Genomic DNA, 15,996 nt, shown 5'->3' on the forward strand with positions numbered 1-15,996 from the left:
ATGCCCCACTGGCCACGCCGCGCCGTCGTCGATATCGGGTCGAACTCCGTCCGCCTCGTGATCTTTTCGGGGCCGCCGCGCGTCCCGGTGACGATTACGAACGAGAAAGCGCTTTGTGGTCTTGGCGACCGTGATCCTGAGACTGGCGAGCTGCGCGAAGAAGCGATGCAGCGCGCGCTATCGACGTTGCGCCGCTTCCGCGCGGTGATTGAAACCGAAGAGCCCGAGACGCTCGACGTCTTCGCCACCGCAGCCGTGCGCGATGCGCCGAACGGGCATGGGTTCCTGAACGAGATCAGGGATATCGGTTTCGAGCCTCGGCTCATCTCGGGTGAGAAGGAAGCGCGCCTGGCTGGCCTTGGCATCCTGTGCAGTGCGCCGGAAATCAAACGCGAGAAGATCGCTGCGATCGGCGGTGATCTCGGTGGCGGCAGCCTTGAGCTAAGCCTCCTTGGCGGACCGCGGGGTGACGTTACGAATATGGTCAGCCTGCCGATCGGTTCACTCAGCATGCAGGCGCGTTTCGGCACCGACCGGAAGGCAGCAGCCAAGGCGGTCGAAGCCTATTTCGACGAGCTGCCTTGGCTGCGGGAAGTCCCGACGCCTCAGCTCTACATCGTCGGCGGTTCATGGCGAGCCATTGCGCGAGTGGCGATGCACCAAGGCGAGCATCCTGTCCCCATCCTTGACCATTATACGATGAGTGCGGAACAAACGGTCGAGGTTTGCCAGTTTGTCGAAACAGCCGACCCCGAGGCGATCGGGTCGATCAGCGGCGTGCAGAAAAAGCGTGTCCCGGTCCTTCCCATGGCTGCCATTGTGCTGCGGAAGCTGGTCGAAGTCTCTAGGCCCAACAAGGTGGTGGTCAGTGCCTGCGGCGTGCGGGAGGGGCTGCTCTTTGACCGCTTGCCCGCGCGCCTGCGAGCGGAAGAGCCTCTGTTCGCCTTGGCCGAGGATATTGCCGAGCGGTTGAGTGGCGGACGGACGCCGCACGCTGACGCCGTCTGCAGACTGGTCGACCCGATTTTCGATGAGACCCCAGCAATGCGAAGGCTGAGGACTGCAGCGGCCATCATGGTGCGTATGGGGAACATGACGCACCCTGACCGTCGCGCTGTCCATGCCGCTGCGACGATCATGGCTGCGCCATTCTTGGGCATTGACCATATCGAACGAACGATCCTAGCGGTGATGGTGAAGGCCCGCTTCAACGGGTCGATCAATAAAGACGACCCGGTGATCCCGATGGCCGTCATTGATGACGAGCAGCAGGAATATGCCGTGCGCGTGGGCTATGCCCACCGCCTGGCCAGCAGTCTGCGGACGCCGCTTTACGATGAAGAGAGCGGCTTCGAACTTGAGCTCGATGACGGGGAGCTTCTGCTGAAAGTAGAGCCGAGGGTTGCCGACTTCGTCGCGGAGGCGGCGGTGAAGGACTTCCACCGGCTTGCCTCCGCAATGAAGCTCGAAGGCCGCATTGTCAGCTAGACGAGCGGTCTACGACCGAAACCCGTTTGCCTTCGAGGCCCAGCGCAAGCTCGCCGCGCTTCAGCCTTAGGGCCATGTCTCCAAACACCTCGCGCCGCCAGCCGCGCAGGGCGGGAATATCCGCATTGTCGTCCAGTGCCAGGGCGTCGAGGTCGGAGGCGCTCGCGAGGAGCTTGGGCGCAACGTTGTGCGCCTCGCACTGCCGTTTCAGCAGCACACGGAGAAGGTCGACAACATCCGGTGGACCGGGCTCCCGCTGTCGCTTCTCGATACGAGGCAACGCATCGCGGGGTATCTCCCGACCCCGGGCAACAGCATCGAGAAGACCCTTGCCCGCTGCTGACCGCTCGAAGCCGTTGGGGACAGAGCGGAGATTGCCGAGTTCGCCGGCCGAGCTTGGCAGGGCACGCGCGACTTCGAAGATGACTTCATCCTTGATGATCCGGGCGCGCGGGACGTTCTTGCGCTGCGCCTCTGCTTCACGCCAGCGGGCGATCTCGATGATCGGCCCCAGTTCTTTCGGCTTTACGTTCCGCATCTTGAGGCGCTGCCAGGCTTCTTCCGGCTTCACCACGTAAAGCGAAGGGTCGGAGAGGGCCGCCATTTCTTCCTCGACCCAGGCATGGCGCCTAGTTTCCCGCAGGCGTTGCAGCAGGTTTTCGAACACATCGCGCAGGTGCGTCACGTCACCGAGGGCGTAGTTGAGCTGCTTCTCGGACAGGGGACGTCGCGACCAGTCCGTGAAGCGACTGCCCTTGTCGATCTGCTTCCCCGTCAGCTCACGGACAAGTGGTTCGTAGCCGACCTGGTCGCCAAAGCCGAAGACCATGGCTGCGATCTGCGTGTCAAAGAGCGGGGTGGGAAGCTCGCCCATAAGGTGCACGAAAATTTCGAGATCCTGTCGGGCGGCATGGAAGACTTTCACCACCTCTTCGTCGCGCAACAGCTGGAAGAAGCCTTCGAGCGAGACACCTTCGGCCAGGGGGTCGATGATGACGGCCTCGTCCGGCGTGGCGGCCTGGATCAGGCAGAGTTGGGCGTAATAGGTCTTTTCACGCAGGAACTCGGTATCGACCGTGACGTATTCAGCCTTGCGGGCCCGCTCCGAGAACGCGGTGATGTCTTCCGTTTTCGTCAGGACGGGGATCATGCTCGGCCCTCCTTGAGGTGGAGAAGCGGCCAACGATCGGTGCCGCGCTTCTCCGCAAGATCGAGGCCTTGGTCCGCATACGCAGCTTCGACCCGGTCGGATTGCTCATCAAGCAGTCCCGCGAGGATGACCCGCCCCCCATCCGCGGTAACCGCCCTGATGTCCGGCGCCAGTTCGATAAGCGGGCCTGCGAGAATGTTGGCGATCACGAGGTCAAAGGGCGCGTTGTCAGCGATGGCTGCCGAAGCCGTGCCTTCCGCGACCTCCCAGATGATTCCGGGAGCGTCGTTGATCTCGGCGTTCTCGGCAGCGATGGGTATGGACGGCTCGTCAATGTCTGTGGCGACGATCACGGCATCGGGCCAGAGCTTCCGCGCTGCGATGGCGAGCACGCCCGAGCCGGTTCCAAGATCGAGGATCTTCTTCACCGGCAGTCCTGCCATGTCGCTCAGCATGTCGAGACAGGCATGGGTGGTGGGATGATGACCAGTGCCGAAGGCGCGGTTCGCCTCGATCTGGAGCTTGATGCCGTCCATCTTCGAGGCTTTCTCCGCATCGTGGGAGCCGAAGAGGACGAAGCAGCCGGACTTGACAACGCCGAGGCCTTCGAGCGCGTGGGCGACCCAGTCGCGGTCTTCGAGGTCTTCACGGACGGGAGGGCCAAGCTCTTGCGGGAGCATTCCTAGGGCGTTGGCCGGAATCGGGTCCTCCGTATAGGCATGAAGGCCCCATGGGGCATCCGCCGCCTCGACCGAAGCGTCATCCAGCCGGACGAGGGAGGCCGCATCGACAGGGGGATCGATAAGCTCCGTCAGGATCAACTCAGCCTGTTCGAGAAGCTCCTTCGGCCCGGTCCAGGTGGTGCGGACAGTCATGAGGACACCTTCACGAGGCCGTGCTTCTTCTTTCCGATCGAGAGCTTGATCGCGCCATCGCGGACATCCTCCGGGTTCAGCGGGCGCTCCTCGATCAGTGGTTCATCGTTGATCTTGAGGGCGCCGCCCTTGATGTGCCGGCGGCCCTCGCCATTGCTGGCAATGAGCGAAAGCTCCTGAAACGGACGGAAGAGCGGGAGTCCCTCGGCAAGCTCGGCCGCGCTGACCTCCACCGACGGCAGGTCGGACGCCGCCGAGCCCTGCTCGAAGGTCTGGCGAGCGGTTTCCGCAGCCTTTTCCGCAGCTTCACGGCCATGGAGCAGCGCCGTGGCTTCAGTTGCGAGAATCTTCTTGGCCTCGTTGATCTCGCCGCCCTCCAGCTTCTCGAGGCGCTCGATCTCGTCGATCGGAAGAAGCGTGAAACGGCGCAGCATTTTGCCGACATCGGCATCGTCGGTATTGCGCCAGAACTGCCAGTAGTCATACGGGCTGAACTTGTCGCCATTGAGCCAGACGGCGCCGCTTTCGGTCTTGCCCATCTTCTTGCCCGAAGCCGTGGTGACAAGCGGCGTGGTCAGTCCGTAGGCGTGACGCTCCCTGCCTTCAGCGGCAGAGACGCGGCGGATGAGTTCGACACCGTTGATGATGTTTCCCCACTGATCACTTCCGCCCATCTGCAGGATACAACCGTGACGCTTCTGCAGTTCGAGGAAGTCGTAGGCCTGCATCAGCATGTAGTTGAATTCGAGGAACGTCATCGGCTGTTCACGGTCGAGGCGGAGTTTGACCGAATCGAACGTCAGCATACGATTGATCGTGAAGTGGACGCCGTAGTCTCGCAGGAACGAGATATAGGACAGCTCCGACAACCAGTCGTCATTATTGACCATCAGTGCGTCGTTCGACCCGTCACCGAAAGTCAGGAAGGGGTCGAAGGCTTTCTTGATACCGGCAATATTCGCCGCGATGTCGGCATCGGAGAGAAGCTTCCGCTGCTCGTCCTTGCCCGTCGGATCACCAACTTTCGTCGTCCCTCCGCCCATCAGCGCGATCGGTTTGTGGCCGGCGCGCTGCAGGTGGTGGAGCATCATGATCTGGGTCAGGCTGCCGACGTGGAGGCTGTCCGCAGTGGCGTCAAAGCCGATATAGGCGGTCACGGTGCCGTTCAGGAATGCCTCATCCAGTGCGCCGGGGTCCGTTGTCTGATGAATGAACCCGCGTTCGTCGAGAGTGCGGAGAAAATCGGAGCGGAAATCGCTCATAGTCGTTGTTCCTGCTTGTCGATCCACTGCTGGAGGTGCGTGGACAGAAGATGTGCCGGGAGCGGCCCTTCAGAGGTCAGGGCAGCCGCAAATGCTTCCGGGTCATAGCGGGGGCCAAGGCGCGCTTTTGCATCCGCTTCGGCCTGGAGGATCACCAGCAAACCGGTGAAAGCCGCGAGGTGCCTGTCGGGCTGGTGGCGGATCGTTTCGATGACCTGCCGACTTTCCTCCTCGCCGAGTCCCGTTCGTGAGCGGAAGACAAGGAGCGCCTCCTCTTCGGAGAACGAATGGCCATGGAGTTGCAGGTCAGCAAGGGCGAGGGTGCGGTACCACGGGAGGAGGTCGGCGCGCTGCTCTGAGGTCTTGAGCTGCTCGTAGAGCGCCAGACCGGCACGGTACTCGAGGAAGTCGATCTGGGAGCGGAACACTGGCACCACTGGCCCGTCGACCAAGGGCTGGGTCGGCGGCTCAAGGGTCAGGCGGACCGCCGGCATGTGGTGGAGCGGCCTGACATCCTCTTCCGCAGTCAGCACGCTGAAAGAAGCTTCCGTTTCATCCGCCTTCGCGCCGATATGGTAGCGGCTCAGTGCCTCCCTGCGGGCTGGTGTATCCTCCGCTGCGAGCGCGGCTTCAGAAAGCGCGATGTCTCTCAGCGAGACCTCTGAAAAGAGGTCGAAATTGAGCTGCCCCTCGGGGGAGAGGCCTTCGCGGTCGAACTTGCGGTTGAGCTCGGTGAGCTGACTTTCGATCATGCTCTTTCGCTGCTGCGCCTGGCCTGCCGTCAGGGGAATCGAAGGGTCGATGAAGGGCCATTCGGCAGTGCGGAGGGGGTCACGGGCCAGCCGTTCGGGCCACAGGCCGTCGAGGAAGGCCACGAGCCTTCCGTCCTGCCGTAACCGCTCGGCATCGACCGCCTCCGTCAGCGGTTCGAGCGGGCGGGACCGGGCCGTGTCCGCAGGTTCGCCGCAGGCCGCGAGGGCGGCTACAGCTCCTGAGATAGCGATCAGTCCACGCCTCATTGTCGTGCGCCTTCGGTGGGGAGAATCACTCCGCGGCTTGCGTTCCCGCGTTCGGATGGCCGTGGCAATGCTTGAACTTCTTGCCGGAGCCACAGGGGCAGGGCGCGTTGCGGCTGACCCGGCCCCAGGTCGAGGGATCATCCGCACGCACCGCCTTGCTCGCGCGTTGTGCACGGACGGAACTGGTGCCGACGGCCTGGCCGTAGCTGCGATAGGGGGCTTCGGGCCCGCCATGGCCGGCGTCGTTCTCGCCCGTGGTGGCGTCGATGTGAACTTCCTTCAGCTTCTCCGGGTCGAGCTGCCCGCGCTTCTGGAGTTCGGCGATCAGGCGCTTGGCCTCCTCGACATCGAGACGCGGAGCCTCGGCAGGGCGCTGCTGCTGGATCTGGACGTGGTAGAGGCTCCGCGTCACCTCGCGGCGCAGACCGTCGAGCAGGTTCTGGAACAACGCAAAGGCTTCGTTCTTGAACTCGTTCAGCGGGTCCCGCTGGCCAACGCCGCGCAGGCCAACGACGGAGCGCAAATGATCGAGCTGCTGCAGGTGCTCGCGCCATTCGCGGTCGATCGTCTGCAGGAGGATCGCCTTCTCGATCTTCCGGGTGTTCTCATCACCGAATTCCGCGGTCTTCTCGGCCCACTTCTTCTCGGCAGCTTCGCGAACCCGGCTGATGATCTCGTCATCCGCCACGCCTTCTTCAGCGGCCCAGTCGTGAACCGGCAGGTCCAGGCCGAAGATCTCTTCGATCTCCTTCTTGAGGCCGTCGAGATCCCATTGCTCCGCATAGGAACGTTCCGGGACATAGGTCAGGACCGTGTCTTCGATGACGGAGTCACGCATGTCCGCGACGATCTCGCTGACGTCGTCGCTCTCCATGAACTCGATACGCTGCTCGAAGATCGCTTTGCGCTGGTCGTTCATCACGTCGTCGTATTTCAGGACGTTCTTGCGGATGTCGAAGTTGCGCTGCTCGATCTTCTTCTGGGCGTTCTCGACCGCCTTGGTGAACCAAGGGTGCTCGATCGACTCGTCCGGTTGGATGCCGAAGCGTTTCAGCATCTTCTCCATGCCCGAGCCGAAGATCCGCATCAGGTCGTCTTCGAGCGAGAGGTAGAATTTCGTCGTACCCGGATCGCCCTGACGGCCCGAGCGGCCCCGGAGCTGGTTGTCGATCCGGCGACTTTCGTGACGTTCCGTGCCAAGAACGTAGAGGCCTCCAGCCTCGAGGGCCTTCTTTTTCTGGTCTGCGATCCGGGCCTCGATCTCCGCACGCTTGGCGGCGATCGTCTCGGCATCATCCTCGTCGGACAGCTGGGTCATGATTTCCATGTCCACCGAACCGCCGAGCTGGATGTCCGTACCACGGCCAGCCATGTTGGTGGCGATGGTCACGGCGCCCGGCTCACCGGCCTTGGCGACGATCTCCGCCTCCTGTTCGTGGAAGCGGGCGTTGAGGACGCTGTGCGGCACCGGGATCGGCTTGCGCGACATGGCCTCGATCTCGTCCGCGAGCTTTGTGAGCTCGGCTTTCTCTTCGACCTGCTTGTCCTTCAGGTCGTCGGCCTTCTTGCGGAGGTCGGCTGCGACCTCGCGCCAGAACTTCTTGTCCGAGAGAAGCTGCGAGAGATACTCTGACTTTTCGATGGAAACCGTGCCGACGAGGACCGGCTGGCCTTTCAGGTGGCAGCGGGCGATTTCCTTGGCGATCGCGCGGTATTTCTCGCGCGCCGACATGTACAGTTCGTCGTCGAGGTCTTCCCGTGCGATCGGCTTGTTCGTCGGAATCTCGTAGACGTTCAGGTCATAGATGTCCTGGAATTCGCCTTCTTCGGTCAGGGCCGTCCCGGTCATGCCGGAAAGCTTCTTGTACAGACGGAAGTAGTTCTGGAACGTGATCGACGCCATCGTCACGTTCTCGGGCTTGATATCGACGCCTTCCTTGGCCTCGACAGCCTGGTGCAGGCCATCGGACCAGCGGCGGCCTTCCATCATCCGGCCGGTGAACTCGTCGATGATGACGACCTTGTTGTCCTTGACGATGTAGTCCTTGTCGCGCGTGAACATCTTGTGCGCACGCAGGGCGTTCTGGACGTGGTGGACGATGGCAACGTTCTCGGCCTCGTAAAGGCTTTCGCCTTCGATCAGCCCGGCCTCGCGGAGGAGGTCTTCGATCTTCTCGTTGCCTTCGTCGGTGAGGATGACGGTCTTCTTTTTCTCGTCGATCTCGTAGTCTTCTTCGGTAAGCTGAGGGATCAGCTTGTCGATGGCGATGTACAGCTCGGACTTGTCATCGGTCGGACCACTGATGATCAGGGGGGTCCGCGCTTCGTCGATCAGGATCGAGTCCACCTCGTCCACGATCGCGTAGGCGTGGCCGCGCTGGACCATCTGGTCGCGCGATTGCTTCATGTTATCGCGAAGATAGTCGAAGCCGAGCTCGTTGTTCGTCGCGTAGGTGATGTCGCAGGCATACATCGCGCGCCGCTCGTCGTCGTTGAGCTCGTGGTAGATGACGCCCGTGGTCATGCCGAGCTGGGCGAAGACCTTGCCCATCCATTCGGCGTCGCGCTTGGCGAGGTAATCGTTGACGGTGACGATGTGCACGCCTTCGCCGGTCAGGGCGTTGAGGTAGGCTGGCAGTGTCGCAACCAGGGTCTTGCCTTCACCGGTCTTCATCTCGGCGATGTTGCCGCCATGAAGGACCATGCCGCCGACGAGTTGCACGTCATACGGACGGAGTCCGAGAGCCCTGTCGGCCGCTTCGCGCACGAGGGCGAAGGCCTCGTCGAGAAGCTGGTCCAGCGTCTCGCCGTCCTGATAGCGCTTCTTCAGCTCTTCGGTCTTGGCCTTGATGCCTTCGTCGGAGAGCGCGGCCATGTCATCGGCCAGCTCCCCGATCTTCTTCGCGCGCTTCATCAGCGGCTTCAGACGCCTTTCGTTGGCGGAGCCGAACAGACGCTGCGCGAGCGATTTTTTTGCCATTCCTGAATGCCTTCTCGAACCGTCGATGCCCCGCGGGAGAGCAAGAACCGTGCACGGCCGCTTGGCCGCGGGCAGTGGGCCCTCGGGGAGGTCTGCAGATAGGGAGGGGTCCCGCGCGATGTCAAATCCCCGAGGGGTGTGTCGGGACGGCACTTGTCTTGCACTGGATAATTCTTCACTGGCTCATAAGCCGGTTAATGACGAGTTAACGGATCACGGAAACGGGAATGGTGAGCGTGGAACACAAGACACCTTCTACGAAACGTGTGGGCGCGAAGGCGTCCTGGGGTTTTCAGGCCAAGGCTGCTGCCGCGGCGCTGTCCGGCTTTGGACCGCGCGCGGCGCTGCACGGGGTCTTCGCAGCGGTGCTGGTCTGCACCGCTGCGGCCGAAGCGATTCGCCTTGGCGTGGTCGAGCGTCCCATGACGCTGATGACCGCCTACACGGATGTCGATCCGGTGGTGGCCAAGGTCGGCCGCGAGGTTCTGCGTGTCTCCGATGCCGTGGCACATGCGCAGTTCATCGGCGACGACGTTGAGAATGCTGCTGTTCCGCAACTTATCGCCTCGGGCACCGTGGATGACGCCGCCGATCATCTCGCTCTGGCACAGCTTGCGCGTGAGCAGGGCCTCGACGGGGCTCTAGAAATCCGCGCGGCAGTGGCGCTCGCCGAACGCCAGATCCTCGCCGAGGCATTCCTCGACCGCGTTGTCAGCGCGGCCGTGACCGAGGATGCCATCCGCGCCCGCTACGAAGCGGAGAAGGCTGCCCTCGAACAGGACAGTATCCTGCGCCTTTCGAAGATTGTCGTGGCCACCGAAGAAGAAGCCCTTGCGATCGCCGACCGCCTGCCGCGTTCGACGTTTTCCAGCCTAGCTGCGTCGAAGTCGCTGGACGAGGCGACTGCAGAGAAGGGGGGCCTGATGGGCGATGTCAGGCTGTCGGAACTGCCTGAAGAGCTTGCCGCTGCCGTGGCCGAGCTCCCGATCGGTGGTCATACCGCTCCGATAGCGACGGACGACGGCTACACGATCCTGAAACTCGAAAGCCGACGTGCCCAGCGTCTGGCCCCGTTCTCTGAACGGCACGATGCCATCGCCGCCACGCTGCGCGATGAAGCCATTGCATCCGCGATTGCTGCAGCACGGGAGAAGGCGCCGGCCCGGATCCGCGCCGCCGAAGCGATCATGGCCGATGAAGCGCAAGTCTCGGGTGGCACCCTCGCCACCGTGCGCCGTCTCTGATTCGCATCGCTGTTCCCCTCCGGGAACAATCTCACTAAGGGCCGCGTATGCTCATCGTCGCGGCCGTTGCCCTGATCGACAAAACCGGATGTGTCCTTCTCAGCCAAAGGCCTGAAGGAAAGGCCCATGCTGGCCAGTGGGAATTTCCGGGCGGCAAGGTCGAAGAGGGCGAGAACGTCGGCGAAGCCCTGATCCGGGAGCTGCGGGAAGAGCTTGGCATCGACACGGAGACGAGTTGCCTCGCTCCGCTGGCCTTCAACGGAGAGGGCGACCTCCTGCTGCTCCTCTATGCCTGCCGGAAATACAAAGGTGTCCCGACACCCTTGGAAGGCCAGACCCTCGCATGGGCGCGTCCCGACGAGATTTTCTCCTATGACCTGGTCCCGGCGGACAAGCCACTGGCTGCCGCCGTGCGCGACCTTCTGAGTTAGTCGCCTTTCATGCCCCGCACGGCGTCGGCCAGCGATGCCTTCGCGCTTCCGGGCTTGAGCGGCTTGGGCTGGCTCGGATGCGGCGCCCAGCCAGTCAGCACGCCGATCTCGAACACCGTCTCCTGTCCGTCGAGCGTCGCCAGCGCCTGACCCAGCACGTCACGCCGCAGAGCCCGGCTCCCCTTGGCCAGCGCGAGCGTCTCGCCCATGCCGCGGAGGTCCTGCAGCAGGGTCATGGGGTTTCGGTAGCGCACGGTCACTGGCTGCACGTCCACCACGGGGAGGGCGAACCCCGCCCGCTGGAGAAGGCCCCCTGCGTCCTTCGTCGCGACGAACGGGGCAACCCGCGGTGAGACGCCGCCGGTCACGGCCGCTTCGGCGTCACGAAGCGCCTGGCGGAGGTTCGAAAGCGTCCGCTCGGCTGGGAAGCTGGCAATGAAAAGGCCATCGGGTTCCAGCACCCGCCGCATCTCGACCAAAGCGCCCGGAAGGTCGTCTTCGGCGTGGAGGCTCATCAGCGAGACAACGAGGTCGAAGCTCTTGTCAGCGAAGGGCAGGGCGTTGGCGCGGGCCTCGACCGGCGCATCGGTGCCGAGCGCCTTCAGGAACGCTGCGCTCTCGCCAGCGATCGTTACCTCACCCACATCGGCCTTCTCGGTCAGGATCTCTGCCAGCAGCGGCGCGCCGGGACCATGAAACAGGGCTCGCTCGAAGCGTTTCTGCACCGTCTCGAGACGGTCGAGCGCGTCCTCGGCCACCTTTCGGTGCAGGAAGTCATGCGCTGGAAAGTTGCGCGCGGCGCGGGCGAGCCGCAGCTTGCGCAGTTCGGGGGCAAACACCGAGGGCGGCGAAGGTTGAGTCATTCCGGTCGAATCCATGACGGAGCCCTTGCCACGAGGCAGGACGGAGGGCGAGGCCAAGCCTTGCTTGCAAGGCCGTTTGCCGCGGTCGCATCGCTTCTTTTCCCGACCCAGTGCCCGGTAACGGGCCAGGCGGTGGCAACATCGGGGTTTTTCTCTCCCGAAGGTTGGGCTCGCCTGAGCTTTGTCGCTCCACCCGGCTGTTCGCTCTGCGGTGCGCCCTTCGACCATGCGGAGAAGGAAGAGCCGCTCTGCGCGCCCTGCGCGGCTCCCCACAAATACCCCCGCAATCTGTGTGGACCGAAGCGGCTCGACGCGGTCCAAAGCGCGCTGCGCTATGACGAGGTGTCCGCGCAGCTTGCCCTCTCTCTCAAATATGCTGACCGGCAGGACCTCGTCCCGGCGCTCGGCGCGGTCATGAAGGTGGCCCTCGACAGGCTCGCCCCGTCGCAGGACGCCGTTCTCGCACCGGTCCCGCTTCACCCGAGCAGGTTACGGCAGCGCCGTTTCAACCAAGCCGCGCTCCTCGCAAGCGCGCTTTCAAAGCGCAGCGGGCTGGCGGCGGATCCGGCGCTCCTTCTCAGGCGCAAGGCGACCTCGCAGCAGAAGGGGCTCGGTTTCGAGGGGCGCTTCCGCAATCTCTCCGGAGCGTTTGAGGCGCGCCCGGCAGCCCAGGGCCGGAACGTCATCATCGTCGACGATGTTCTCACCTCGGGAGCCACGCTGGTTGGTTGCGCGCGTGCCCTGCGCAGGGCGGGTGCTCGCGGCATCACAGCTGTGACCCTGGCGAGGGTTTTCCCCGACGCCAAAGCTCCCCAAGTGGATTTGCCGGAACTCTAGGGACCACAGAATGGCCAAAGTCACAGTTTATACGAAGATCATGTGCCCGTACTGCATCCGCGCCATGGACGTCCTCAGGAAGAAGGGCGCCGAGATCGAGGAGATCCCCGCCGCTTTCGACAAGGCGAAGAAGCAGGAGATGGTGCAGCGATCGGGCGGCCGGACGACCTTCCCGCAGATCTTCATCGGCGACGAGCATATTGGCGGCTGCGATGACCTCCTTGCCCTTGAGCGCGCGGGCAAGCTCGACGCGAAGCTGGCGGCGTAAGCGATGAGGGCGGCGGTCATCCAGATGCGCTCCGGGATCGACCGGTCCCGCAATCTCGAGGATGCCGAGAAGCTGATCCGCGAGGCGGCGGAGGACGGTGCGCAACTGATCCTGACGCCCGAAATGACAACGCTGCTCGACCGCAACAGGGACCGCCTGATGGCGAGCCTCATCGAACCCCGGCCTGACGAGGAGGACTTCTTCGCCGAGCTTTCCCGAGAAGTCGGCGCGACGCTCATCATCGGCTCGGTGCCGGTCCTGGGCCAGCAGAAGGTCGCCAACCGCTCCATGGTCTTCAGCGAAGGCCGCAAGATCGCGACCTATGACAAGATCCACCTTTTCGACGTGGACCTTGATACCGGTGAGAGCTGGCGCGAATCGAACCTCTACCAAGAGGGAAAGGAAGCGGTTCTGGTCGAAGGCATCGGTGCCAAGGTCGGCCTTTCGATCTGCTACGACCTGCGCTTTCCGCACCTTTATCGTCGCCTGGCCCAGGCAGGGGCGGAGGTGCTGACCGTGCCCGCTGCTTTCACGGTGCCCACCGGCGAAGCGCACTGGGAAGTGCTCTTGAGGGCGCGGGCGATCGAGACAGGCAGTTTTGTCCTCGCCGCCGCGCAGGGCGGAGAGCACGAGGATGGCAGGCACACATTCGGCCACTCCATGATCGTCGATCCTTGGGGATCGGTCCTCGACAAACTGTCCCACGACAGCCCGGGCGTCGCGATGGCCGATCTCGACCTCGCCAAGGTCCGCGACGTGCGGTCCCGCATCCCCTCGCTGGTGCTTGAACGCAGCCCCGCCATTCGCACATATAGAGCGTGATTAAATACTCTCTCCGCTGTGCCCAGGACCACCGGTTCGAGGGCTGGTTCTCGTCATCGGCCGATTTCGACCGGCAGAAGGACGAGGCCATGCTCGAATGCCCGGCCTGCGGGACCTCCGATGTTTCCAAGGCCCTGATGGCCCCCGCCATCGTCAAAGGCGGCGTATCCGCCTCGAAAGCCAAGAATGCCATCGAAGCGATCTCCCAAGAATGGAACGAGGTCGCGCGCAGGGCCAAGGACTACGTCGAGAAGAACTTCGAAAACGTCGGCAAGCGGTTCCCCGAAGAAGCCCGCCGCATCCACTATGGCGAAACCGACCCCAAGCCGATCTTCGGCGAGGCCACTCCGAAAGAGGTGAAGGAGCTGAAGGACGAAGGCGTGCAGGTCGCGCCCGTCCCGCAGCCGATCCCTGATGCCGGCGAGACGAAGAAGAAGCTGAACTAGCCAGCGTCGCAGTAATCAGGCTTCTCAATCCAGAATTCGGGTTCCTGCTCGTCGACTGCAACGTACCCAGAGCGATCCTCATTCCATACGAGGCGCAGTGTTTTCTGTGTATTGTAACTCCCGACTTTCGACTGGTCGGTCATGGTGACCAACTGTTCCTGCTCATCCGCGACTTTGAAGGATCGATACCAATCGGGCTCATCGATTACGAGCGTGTCGGCTCCCAAGCGAATTGTGTTCGCCGGGAAAAAATCGATTGGCGTGTCCGCGCAGCTCGCCTTCAGCCGCTGGCCGAGGCTTGAGCGGAAGCTGCGGAGCTGGAGCTCCGTCTGGAGAGCTTCAGCGGTTAGGACTGGAGGGGGAGCTTCGAAAAAGATCATTGAGATGCTGTAAGGGTGGATAAGTATCTAGCTGTTGCTAGTCGGCCAGGGCCCCGCTTGTCTACCGTCCAGCTATCAGACCGTGTAGCCTGTATCCGTGCCCCTTGATTCGTTTTCCGACGCGCCGCTCCTAGGCGTCAGCCGGTCCGCCTCCGGACGGATCTGGCGGCAGCGTCCTGTCTGCAGGCGGACGGCCGATCTCGCTGTCCAGCGATACGGCATCGACGCGCTCCTTGCCGACGTTCTCGTCGGGCGCGGGGTAGCGGCGGAGGAGATCGAGGCGCATCTCGCGCCATCGCTGCGCCAGAGCCTTCCTGACCCTTCTGTCCTTATGGAGATGGACGTCGCTGCAGAGCGTCTTGCAGACGCTGTCCAGCGCGGCGAGACGATCGGCATCTTCGGCGATTATGACGTTGACGGAACGACAGCCTCGGCGCTCCTCTACCGTTACCTGCGCAGTATCGGCGCGGAGCCGGTCGTCCACCTTCCGGATCGCTTCACGGAAGGCTACGGGCCGAGCCGTGAAGGATTCCGCAGCTTGGAAGAGCGCGGGGCGAGCGTCATCGTCACGGTGGACTGCGGCTCGAACCACGGAGACATCGTCGGCGCTTCGTCAGCGGACGTCCTTGTCCTCGACCATCACCTGATGTGGGAGCGGCCGGAGGTCTTCGCGCTCGTGAACCCCCAGCGGCCGGGCGACACTTCTGGTCTCGGCGGGCTGTCAGCGGGCGGCATCGCCTTCATGACGATGGTGGCGACAAACCGTGTCCTGAGGGGGCGCGGCTGGTTCCAGACGCGGCCCGAGCCGAAGATCATCCAGTCCCTCGACCTCGTGGCCCTCAGCCTCATCTGCGATGTCATGCCGCTCAAGGGCCTCACCCGGACGCTGGTTGCCCAGGGTCTCAAGCTCCTCGGCGATCTCGAGCATGGGCAGGGCGGTAATCCTGGCCTCCGCGCGCTTGCCGCAGAAGCCGGGTTGTCCGGCGCTGCGCAGGCAAGCCATTTCGGCTTCCAGATCGGCCCGCGGATCAACGCGGCAGGCCGCATCGGCCATGCGCGCATAGCCTTCGATCTTCTGACTACGGACGAGACTTCACGCGCAGCAACCATCGCCGCAAAGCTCGAAGCCCTGAACAAGGAACGCCGCCGCCTCGAAGACCAGGTAAGGCGCGAGGCACTCCAGCAGGTCGATGCGCAGGACCTCCCCGAAGACGCGCCGATTGTTGCCGCAGGCGAAGGCTGGCACCCCGGCGTCGTCGGTATCGTGGCGGGACGCCTCAAGGAACGCTACAACCGTCCGGCCTTCGCCATCGCCATGCAGGACGGTGAGGGGACAGGCTCGGGACGTTCCGTACCCGGCGTCGACCTTGGATCCGCCGTCAGCGAAGCGGCCAAGCTCGGCATCATCACAGGGGGCGGTGGCCACGCCATGGCCGCGGGTCTCAGTCTCACTGAAGCGCAGATCGCGCCGTTCCGGGAATTCATGGCCGAGAAACTCAGCCGGGCGGTGGCCAGCGCCACGGAGGAACATCCGCTGATCCTCGATGGCGTGGTCGGGATCGGTGCTGTCCACGGAACGACCTGCAAGGCTCTCGGCCCGGCAGGCCCCTTCGGCAATGGCAACCCGGAGCCGCGCTTCGCCCTCGCGGACGTCGTCATCCGCCATGCCCGTCCGGTGGGTGAGCGTCACCTTTCCATCACCATCGAAGACAAAGTCGGCAAGACCGCCCGCGGCATCGCTTTCGGTGTCGTCGGCGAGCCCCTCGGCGACCTCCTCGATTCAGGCGACCGCCGCCGTCTCCATCTCGCAGGCCGGATCACGCCTGATACCTGGCGCGGCGGCGAGGCAGCCCAGTTCGAGCTCGACGACGCCAGCGAGGCATCGCCAGAGCTCTAGCCTCTGGAAAACTCGCGACGAAACTTCCCGCCGC

At 63.6% G+C, this 15,996-nt stretch carries 15 protein-coding genes; 8 read left to right on the plus strand and 7 right to left on the minus strand.

Going from position 1 to position 15,996, the window contains the following annotated elements:
* Positions 1–1,488 (plus strand): Ppx/GppA family phosphatase, encoded by a 1,488-nt coding sequence (locus IE053_RS02425; protein ID WP_189571173.1) that lies wholly within the window; start codon positions 1–3, stop codon positions 1,486–1,488.
* Here the strand turns inward: IE053_RS02425 and rnd are convergent.
* The 5 genes from rnd to secA are packed head-to-tail and all read right to left on the minus strand — an operon-like array spanning position 1,481 to position 8,774.
* On the minus strand, positions 1,481–2,638 hold the full coding sequence (gene rnd, locus IE053_RS02430; protein ID WP_229786027.1) for a ribonuclease D: 1,158 nt from the start codon (positions 2,636–2,638) through the stop codon (positions 1,481–1,483). The two genes, IE053_RS02425 and rnd, sit on opposite strands and share 8 nt — an antisense overlap.
* Entirely contained in the window at positions 2,635–3,513 is an 879-nt protein-coding gene (locus IE053_RS02435) for a 50S ribosomal protein L11 methyltransferase (RefSeq protein ID WP_189571176.1), read from the minus strand. The genes rnd and IE053_RS02435 overlap by 4 nt, the downstream gene beginning before the upstream one ends.
* A complete protein-coding gene (tyrS, locus tag IE053_RS02440; protein WP_189571178.1) occupies positions 3,510–4,775 on the minus strand; it encodes a tyrosine--tRNA ligase in 1,266 nt (421 codons plus the stop codon). The genes IE053_RS02435 and tyrS overlap by 4 nt, the downstream gene beginning before the upstream one ends.
* Positions 4,772–5,794 carry a DUF885 family protein gene (locus IE053_RS02445; RefSeq protein ID WP_189571180.1) on the minus strand — a complete coding sequence of 341 codons (1,023 nt, stop codon included), beginning with the start codon at positions 5,792–5,794 and terminating at the stop codon, positions 4,772–4,774. Before IE053_RS02445 ends, tyrS begins: the two co-directional genes overlap by 4 nt.
* 25 nt (positions 5,795–5,819) lie before the next feature.
* On the minus strand, positions 5,820–8,774 hold the full coding sequence (gene secA / locus IE053_RS02450; RefSeq protein WP_189571194.1) for a preprotein translocase subunit SecA: 2,955 nt from the start codon (positions 8,772–8,774) through the stop codon (positions 5,820–5,822).
* 227 nt (positions 8,775–9,001) lie between these two features.
* Between secA and IE053_RS02455 the strand changes: the two genes are divergently transcribed.
* Complete coding sequence (locus tag IE053_RS02455; protein ID WP_189571197.1) at positions 9,002–10,018, plus strand: peptidylprolyl isomerase; 1,017 nt, start codon at positions 9,002–9,004, stop codon at positions 10,016–10,018.
* A 47-nt stretch (positions 10,019–10,065) separates the two neighbouring features.
* Entirely contained in the window at positions 10,066–10,449 is a 384-nt protein-coding gene (locus IE053_RS02460; RefSeq protein ID WP_189571199.1) for a (deoxy)nucleoside triphosphate pyrophosphohydrolase, read from the plus strand.
* Here IE053_RS02460 and IE053_RS02465 read toward each other — a convergent pair.
* Complete coding sequence (locus tag IE053_RS02465; RefSeq protein ID WP_189571203.1) at positions 10,446–11,312, minus strand: class I SAM-dependent methyltransferase; 867 nt, start codon at positions 11,310–11,312, stop codon at positions 10,446–10,448. The two genes, IE053_RS02460 and IE053_RS02465, sit on opposite strands and share 4 nt — an antisense overlap.
* Between IE053_RS02465 and IE053_RS02470 the strand changes: the two genes are divergently transcribed.
* From IE053_RS02470 to IE053_RS02485, 4 genes are read left to right on the plus strand one after another with little or no spacing between them, the layout of a single operon-like run.
* Positions 11,226–12,149 (plus strand): ComF family protein, encoded by a 924-nt coding sequence (locus tag IE053_RS02470; RefSeq protein WP_268249038.1) that lies wholly within the window; start codon positions 11,226–11,228, stop codon positions 12,147–12,149. The genes IE053_RS02465 and IE053_RS02470 overlap by 87 nt on opposite strands.
* Positions 12,150–12,159: 10 nt before the next feature.
* Positions 12,160–12,417 (plus strand): glutaredoxin 3, encoded by a 258-nt coding sequence (gene grxC / locus IE053_RS02475; protein ID WP_189571209.1) that lies wholly within the window; start codon positions 12,160–12,162, stop codon positions 12,415–12,417.
* Positions 12,418–12,420: 3 nt separating this feature from the next.
* The gene (locus tag IE053_RS02480) at positions 12,421–13,239 is read left to right on the plus strand and encodes a carbon-nitrogen hydrolase family protein (protein WP_189571212.1); all 819 of its coding nucleotides are present in this window, start codon (positions 12,421–12,423) and stop codon (positions 13,237–13,239) included.
* Complete coding sequence (locus IE053_RS02485) at positions 13,236–13,685, plus strand: DUF1178 family protein (protein ID WP_189571215.1); 450 nt, start codon at positions 13,236–13,238, stop codon at positions 13,683–13,685. The genes IE053_RS02480 and IE053_RS02485 overlap by 4 nt, the downstream gene beginning before the upstream one ends.
* Here the strand turns inward: IE053_RS02485 and IE053_RS02490 are convergent.
* On the minus strand, positions 13,682–14,065 hold the full coding sequence (locus IE053_RS02490; protein WP_189571218.1) for a hypothetical protein: 384 nt from the start codon (positions 14,063–14,065) through the stop codon (positions 13,682–13,684). The two genes, IE053_RS02485 and IE053_RS02490, sit on opposite strands and share 4 nt — an antisense overlap.
* Positions 14,066–14,162: 97 nt before the next feature.
* Between IE053_RS02490 and recJ the strand changes: the two genes are divergently transcribed.
* Entirely contained in the window at positions 14,163–15,962 is a 1,800-nt protein-coding gene (gene recJ, locus IE053_RS02495; protein ID WP_189571221.1) for a single-stranded-DNA-specific exonuclease RecJ, read from the plus strand.
* Positions 15,963–15,996 lie beyond the last annotated feature (34 nt).

This window comes from Parvularcula lutaonensis, assembly GCF_014651915.1.
GTDB lineage: Bacteria > Pseudomonadota > Alphaproteobacteria > Caulobacterales > Parvularculaceae > Parvularcula > Parvularcula lutaonensis.